6 protein-coding genes are annotated in these 7,094 nt (G+C 60.2%); all 6 read left to right on the top strand.

What is annotated here, in order from left to right:
* The first annotated feature begins 82 nt into the window (after nt 1–82).
* Nucleotides 83–1,120: a tRNA-specific 2-thiouridylase gene (locus K8W16_RS07800; protein WP_304122587.1), complete on the top strand. Its 1,038-nt coding sequence runs from the start codon at nt 83–85 to the stop codon at nt 1,118–1,120.
* A gap of 619 nt (nt 1,121–1,739) precedes the next feature.
* Nucleotides 1,740–2,924: a 12,18-didecarboxysiroheme deacetylase gene (ahbC, locus tag K8W16_RS07805; protein ID WP_304122588.1), complete on the top strand. Its 1,185-nt coding sequence runs from the start codon at nt 1,740–1,742 to the stop codon at nt 2,922–2,924.
* A gap of 247 nt (nt 2,925–3,171) precedes the next feature.
* Nucleotides 3,172–4,098 carry an AEC family transporter gene (locus K8W16_RS07810; protein WP_304122589.1) on the top strand — a complete coding sequence of 309 codons (927 nt, stop codon included), beginning with the start codon at nt 3,172–3,174 and terminating at the stop codon, nt 4,096–4,098.
* Between the two features lie 125 nt (nt 4,099–4,223).
* A complete protein-coding gene (gene hemB, locus K8W16_RS07815; protein ID WP_304122590.1) occupies nt 4,224–5,222 on the top strand; it encodes a porphobilinogen synthase in 999 nt (332 codons plus the stop codon).
* An 80-nt stretch (nt 5,223–5,302) separates the two neighbouring features.
* Nucleotides 5,303–6,406 carry a heme b synthase gene (gene ahbD / locus K8W16_RS07820; protein ID WP_304122592.1) on the top strand — a complete coding sequence of 368 codons (1,104 nt, stop codon included), beginning with the start codon at nt 5,303–5,305 and terminating at the stop codon, nt 6,404–6,406.
* Between the two features lie 225 nt (nt 6,407–6,631).
* A partial coding sequence (locus K8W16_RS07825; protein ID WP_304122591.1) for an AsnC family transcriptional regulator occupies nt 6,632–7,094 on the top strand: 463 nt, incomplete at its 3' end.

Below are 7,094 nucleotides of genomic sequence, written 5' to 3' on the forward strand. Positions count from 1 at the left end.
GACTATCCCGGATCATTGGCAACGGGCGAAAATCGAAGAAAACAGCCTTGCCCTCGGGCCGGGCCGGTGGCACACTCTCTCCATGAACATTACCGTAGCCATAAGCGGCGGGACCGACAGCCTTTTCGCCCTGCTTTATCTCAAGGAACAAGGCCACAGCGTCACGGCCCTGCACGCCCGCTTTCTCCCCTCTTCAGGAAACGACCCCGTTCCCGCGCTGGAAAAACTCTGCCGGAGCATCGGCATCCCCCTGCGCGTGGCCGACCTTTCGGAAGCCTTCCGCAGATCCGTCATAGAGCCTTTCGCCCTTGCCCACACCATGGCCCGCACGCCCAACCCCTGCGCGCTCTGCAACCGCGCCATGAAATTCGGCCGTCTGCTCGATGCGGCTGCGGCTCACGGAGAAACCTTCGCCACCGGCCACTATGCCTCCATGGAAGAGCATCCCGTGTACGGGACCGCCCTCCGCGCCGGGAAGGACGGCGCCAAGGATCAGAGTTATTTTCTCGCCCTGGTGCCCACAGCGCGCCTTCGCCGCTGTATCTTCCCTCTCTCAACATGGAAAAAAACGGATATCCGAGCCTGGCTTGCCGGACGCGGCCATACGCCTCCCCTGCCTTCCGAAAGCCAGGAAATCTGCTTCATACCCGACGATGATCACTATGCCTGGCTGGAGAAAAAGAAAAAAGAAGGTCTGAATCTGCCCGGCCCCGGGCCCGTGCTGCTTGCCGGAGAAAACCGGATCATCGCCGAACATCGGGGGCTCTGGCAGTACACCGAAGGCCAGCGCAGGGGGCTCCGTATTGCCTGGAAGGAGCCTCTTTATGTGCTGCAAAGGCGGCCGGAAGACAACACCCTCGTGGTAGGCCCGAGAAATATGCTGCCCGTCCTCTCCTGTTCAGCCGGGGAACTCAACCTTATGGTCGAGCCCGCGCTCTGGCCGGAAGAGCTTTTCGTGCGCGTGCGCTACCATCAGGCGCCCGTACCGGCCCGTGTCTCCGTGTCCGGGGAGCGCATGATCGTGGAGTTCCTCTCCCCGCAGCAGCTCCCGGCCCCGGGGCAGGTGGCCGCCGTGTACGACGGCGACGGCTTCGTGCTCGCAGGCGGCATCCTGAATTAAAATTTTTCCAAGGTGCGGGAGGACTCAAGGAATCTGCGGGGATTTTCACGATATTTTCCTAATAAACAAGTAAGTTATGAGCGTATCCACCACATTGTTCAAAAGCAGTACTCTCTAAAACGGCGCTACTTTCCACTACAATATGCTGTATGGTACCCTGTCGTTTCCCTCTCTGACGGGAACGGAGCTGCCCTTCTTTTTTTCAGGAATTATTCCTGATTTATGACTGGAATCACTTGATTCCAGAGGCCAGTGCGTCTATGATGCCTCCCATTCGGCCCCCGGCCGCAGAACGGGCGCCTGCCCTGAGGGCCTTTGCACAAGCGTGGTTCAAGGAGCCTACGGCGCAAAGGAGAAAAACGGCAAGGCCCCGGAACGGGAACGTGCTTTCACAGCGTCCGGAGTGCGACGCCACGACCGTTCCCTGTTCCGGCGTCCGGCCGCGCAGGCCCTGAACACAGCCGGGACATGCCGCGCCCGGAAAGTGCGGCGCAACGCCGAATGGCCCGGTTCTTCCGCATTTTCTCTGAAAAAATGCCGGCGACACTTTGTGGCGCGGTGAGGAAAACCGTCTTCCCCGCTCCTTTTCCATAACAACGCGCATCTGTGAGGATAGTACATGATTGGCATTTCCAAACTCTACTGCGGGCAGGTGGAACCTTCCGACGCTCTGCGTTACGGACGCCATTCCGGCAAGCTGCCTTCCCACCTTCTTCAGTTCTCCGCCGACAAGAAGCCCGTGGTGGTCTGGAACATGACGCGCCGCTGCAACCTTAAATGCGTGCACTGCTATGCCCAGGCCGAAACGGACAAAGGCGTGGATCCCATTTCCACGGAACAGGCCAAGATCATGATCGACGACCTCGCCGCCTACGGCGCGCCCGTCATGCTCTTTTCCGGCGGCGAACCCACCATCCGCAAGGATCTGCCGGAACTTGCAAGCTATGCCACCTCAAAGGGCATGCGCGCCGTCATTTCCACCAACGGCACCCTCATCGACCGTGCCATGGCCAAGGAACTCAAGGCCGTGGGACTTTCTTATGTGGGCGTTTCCCTGGACGGCGGCGAAGAAGTACACGACCACTTCCGCGGGGTGAAGGGCTCCTTCCGCCGCGCGCTGGAAGGGCTGGACTACTGCCGTGAAGAAGGCATCAAAGTGGGCCTGCGCTTCACCATCAACAAGCGCAACGCCGTGGAAGTCCCCAAGATCTTCGATATCCTGCGCGAACGCGACATTCCCCGCGTCTGCTTCTATCACCTGGTGTACTCCGGCCGCGGCACGGAGCTCATCAATGAAGACCTGAACCATGAAGAAACCCGCGCCATGGTGGATCTCATCATGGACAAGACGCGCGAGTGCTTCGACGCGGGCACTCCCAAGGAAGTGCTCACCGTGGACAACCACGCCGACGGCCCCTATGTGTGGATGCGCCTGCTCAAGGAAGACCCGAAGCGCGCCGAGGAAGTGTTCCAGCTTCTTCAGTTCAACGAGGGCAACAGCTCCGGCCGGGGCATAGGCTGCATTTCCTGGAACGGCGACGTTTCCGCCGACCAGTTCTGGCGTCATCATGTGTTCGGCAACGTGCTTGAGCGCCCCTTCTCCGAGATATGGGACGACCCGAACATCGAACTTCTGCACAAGCTCAAGGACAAGAAGCCCCATGTGAAGGGCCGCTGCGCAAAGTGCCGCTTCCTCAATATCTGCGGCGGCAACTTCCGCTCCCGCGCTGAAGCCTTCTACGGCGACGAATGGGCCGAAGATCCGGCCTGTTACCTCACCGATGAGGAAATCGGCATCAAGTAATACCTCAAAACGGGGAGGCTCCGGCGGGGCCCCCCGTTTTTACGGATATCCGCCGTACTCTCCCGGAAGGATTTCTCCGGCAATCCCGGAGTGAGCATGTCGTCTTTTTCAGACGCGCTTCCAACTGAAAAAAGTCAAATATCCTCATGTTGTTATTTTCCGCTCCCGCGAGGCATGAGCGGTTTATTTTTTAATGCCTCCCGCGTCACAGGGCACCTCCTTCCTCTAAGCCCCCAGGAAATTTTCCATGATCATTTCCCTTCTTCTCGGTAAACAGATAGCGGCCATGCTGCTCATGGTGCTCATGGGCTATGCCATTGTGCACCTGCGCCTGCTCAAGGCCGAAGACAGCGCTCCCCTTGCGGCCGTTGTCCTGTACATTGTCGGCCCGTGCATGATGCTCGATGCCTTTCAGATTGAATTTTCCCCGGAACGGCTGCACGGCCTCTTCCTTTCCCTCGTGGCGGCGGCCCTCTCCCAGTCACTGGCCATAGCGTTGAACGCCCTCATACGCCGCCCCCTCAGGCTCGACCCCGTGGAGCAGACCTCGGCCATTTATTCCAACGGCGGGAATCTCATCATTCCCATCGTCATCTATGTCTTCGGACAGGAATGGGTGATCTACACCAGCGGTTTTCTCATCGGGCAGACCGCACTTTTTTGGACGCACTGCTACACGCTTCTCAAGAAAAACGGCCAGGTGCATCTGAAAAACATTCTGCTCAACGTGAACATTCTTGCCATGCTTGCAGGCGCGCTGCTCTTTGTTTCCGGCCTGCATTTTCCCGAAATTCCGAGGCTCGCCGTGCACGCCACAGGCGCCATGGTGGGCCCCATGTGCATGATCGTCACGGGTATGCTCATAGGCTCCGTGAACCTGCGCCGCATTCTTGCCTACAAAAAGCTTCCGCTCATAGTGTTCCTGCGCCTCATCGCCTTCCCTCTGGCCACCCTGCTCCTGTTCCGTGCAAGCGGCCTTGCGGGCTGGACGAAAGACGGCGGCACCATTCTTCTTATCAGCTTTCTTGCCGCCGCCGCGCCCTGCGCCTCCACTGTAACGCAGATGGCGCATCTCTACGGCCACAACGGTGAATACGCAAGCCTCATCAGCGTGGTCTCCACCCTTTTGTGCGTGATCACCATGCCCGTAATGGTATACCTTTTCCAACTCTGAACCGTGAAGGCAGGCCGACTCCGCCGTGTGTGCCCATGGCCCTTTTCAAAGCCGGGGGCCGGTGTTATCTTTCCTCAGGTTTTTCCCTTTACCGCTACGCGCCGCAAGGCGCAAAGGATATCCCCATGACTGAACTTTCCTTCCATCGCGGCCGCCGCCTGCGCCGCACTCCGGCTCTTCGCGACATGGTGCGCGAAACTTCCCTTTCCTCCGCCGACCTCATCATGCCCTACTTTGTGGTGGACACGGCCGATGAAAACTTCCGCCAGCCCATAGCCTCCATGCCCGGTCAGTATCAGCTGTCCCTCGCCGAGCTGGAAAAGGAAATCGGCGCTGCCGTGGGGACTGGCCTTCGCGCCGTACTGCTCTTCGGTATTCCCGCCGAAAAGGACCCTGTGGGCTCCGGCGCCTACGCCAAAAACGGCATCGTGCAGCGCGCCACACGCATGATTAAAAAGAACTGGCCCGACCTCATCGTCGTCACCGACCTGTGCCTTTGCGAATACACGTCCCACGGGCACTGCGGCATCATCGCCGACGGCGACAGGACGGGGCATGTGCTCAACGACCCCACCCTCGACCTTCTGGCGAAAACCGCCGTTTCCCAGGCCGAGGCCGGAGCGGACGTGATCGCGCCCTCCGACATGATGGACGGGCGTGTTCTCGCCATCCGTACCGCTCTGGACAAAGCGGGATTTGAGGAAATCCCCGTCATGTCCTACGCAGTGAAGTACGCCTCCGCCTACTACGGTCCCTTCCGCGACGCGGCCGAATCCGCCCCCCATTTCGGCGACCGCCGCACCTATCAGATGGATCCGGGCAACGTACAGGAAGCGCTGCGCGAAATGCAGGCCGATATTGAGGAAGGCGCGGACATGTTCATCGTCAAGCCCGCCGGCCCCTATCAGGACGTGATCCGCCTCATGCACGACAGCTTCGACGTACCGCTCGTTTCCTATCAGGTGAGCGGCGAATACTCCCTCATCTGTGCCGCCGCGGAAAACGGCTGGATCGACCGCAAGGCCGTCATCATGGAATCTCTCATCGGGCTCAAGCGCTCCGGCTCCAAGATGATCATCACCTACTTCGCTGCGGAAGCCCTCCGCGAAGGATGGATACGCTGATGGCCGGCCACGATTCCGCCCCGTCCACTCTGGGGGCCTGCCACCCCGGCGGGCATCCCATGGGCAGGCCCGCCGACGGCATGCCGGGAGACCATTCCATGGGTCACGGCGGCAAGGCGCGCCTTCTGCCCGACGGCTCGCCCAAATGCCGCCTCATCGCATGGGAAGTGACGCGCTCCTGCAACCTGGCCTGCAAGCACTGCCGGGCCGAGGCCCATCCCGAACCCTATGAGGGGGAACTTTCCACCTCCGAGGCCAAAGCGCTCATCGACACCTTCCCGGAAGTGGGCGAGCCCATCATCATCTTCACCGGGGGCGACCCCATGATGCGGCCCGACGTGTATGAGCTCGCCGCCTATGCCCGCGACAAGGGGCTTCGCTGCGTCATGTCGCCCAACGGCACGCTCATCACGCCGGAAAGCGCCCGAAAAATCAGGGAAGCCGGATTCCAGCGCTGCTCCATCTCCATCGACGGGGCGGACGCCGCAAGCCACGACGCCTTCCGGGGCGTGCCCGGAGCCTTCGACGCCTCCATGCGCGGCATCGAATACCTCAAGGCCGAAGGAGTGGAATTTCAAATCAATACCACGGTAACCAAGAGCAACCTTCATTCCTTCAAGGATATCTTCCACCTGTGCGAGCGCATAGGGGCCGTGGCCTGGCATATCTTCCTGCTTGTGCCCATGGGCCGGGCCGCGGAAATTCAGGAAGAAGTCATCTCCGCCGAGGAATACGAGGAAGTGCTGCACTGGTTCTACGATTTCCGCAAAACCACCTCCATGCACCTCAAAGCCACCTGCGCGCCGCACTACTACCGCATCATGCGCCAGCGCGCCCGTGAGGAAGGAGTGAGCGTGAGCATGGAAAACTTCGGTATGGACGCCATGACGCGCGGCTGCCTCGGCGGCACGGGCTTCTGCTTCATCAGCCATACCGGACAGCTCCAGCCCTGCGGATACCTCACTCTCGACTGCGGCAACGTGAGAAACACGCCCTTCCCCGAGCTTTGGAAAAAGACCCCGTGGTTCCTCAAATTCCGCGATCAGAGCGCCTACAAGGGCAAATGCGGCGTGTGCGAGTACCACAAGGTATGCGGCGGTTGCCGCGCCAGGGCCTACAGCATGACCGACGATCCCATGGCTCAGGAACCCCTGTGCCTGTATCAGCCCAAGGCTGCAAAATAACCCGTCAGGGCTTCGCGGAAGACACGGCGCACATTGCGCGGCTGGCCTTCCGCGAAGAGCCTGCGCATCATTCCCCGCCGGAAGGACGGAGTCCGCGTCGCCCGGAACTCTCCCGGCAAGAAAAACCGGGCCCCTCCCGGGCCGTTCCCCGCACGATACCCCGCCCTCTCCCCGGAAAAGGACGATACGGAAAGAGCGCCTCCCCGGGCCTCAAGGAGCACCTCTATGGCACAGACCGAATCCATGGACCTCATCGACAGAAAACTTCTGGATATCATCCAGACGGATTTTCCCTTGGTTCCTCGCCCCTATGAGGAGCTGGGAAAAAAACTCGGCATTTCCGAAGAGGAAACGCTTTGCCGTGTGAAGTCCCTGAAGGAAAGAAAGATCATCCGCCGCCTGGGGGCCAACTTCCAGTCCGCGAAGCTGGGCTTCCGCTCCACGCTCTGCGGCGCGCATGTGCCGGAAGAGAAGCTCGACGCCTTCATCGCCGATGTGAACGCCCTGCCCGGAGTGACGCACAACTACCTGCGCAACCACGAATTCAATATCTGGTTCACACTCATCGGCCCTTCCTGGGAAGACGTGTGCGCCACCATCGCGGGCATTGAGGAACGCACCGGCGTGCCCGTCATGAATCTTCCGGCCGAAAAGCTGTTCAAAATCCGCGTGGATTTTCAGATGGAAG

It is taken from the genome of Mailhella massiliensis, assembly GCF_020741395.1.
Classification (GTDB): Bacteria; Desulfobacterota; Desulfovibrionia; order Desulfovibrionales; family Desulfovibrionaceae; genus Mailhella; species Mailhella massiliensis_A.

Bases quoted from the DNA above. Each gene is read 5' to 3' on its own strand.
- K8W16_RS07800 (WP_304122587.1), top strand. From the start codon at position 83: ATGAACATTACCGTAGCCATAAGCGGCGGGACCGACAGCCTTTTCGCC.
- ahbC (WP_304122588.1), top strand. From the start codon at position 1,740: ATGATTGGCATTTCCAAACTCTACTGCGGGCAGGTGGAACCTTCCGAC.
- K8W16_RS07810 (WP_304122589.1), top strand. From the start codon at position 3,172: ATGATCATTTCCCTTCTTCTCGGTAAACAGATAGCGGCCATGCTGCTC.
- hemB (WP_304122590.1), top strand. From the start codon at position 4,224: ATGACTGAACTTTCCTTCCATCGCGGCCGCCGCCTGCGCCGCACTCCG.
- ahbD (WP_304122592.1), top strand. From the start codon at position 5,303: ATGCCGGGAGACCATTCCATGGGTCACGGCGGCAAGGCGCGCCTTCTG.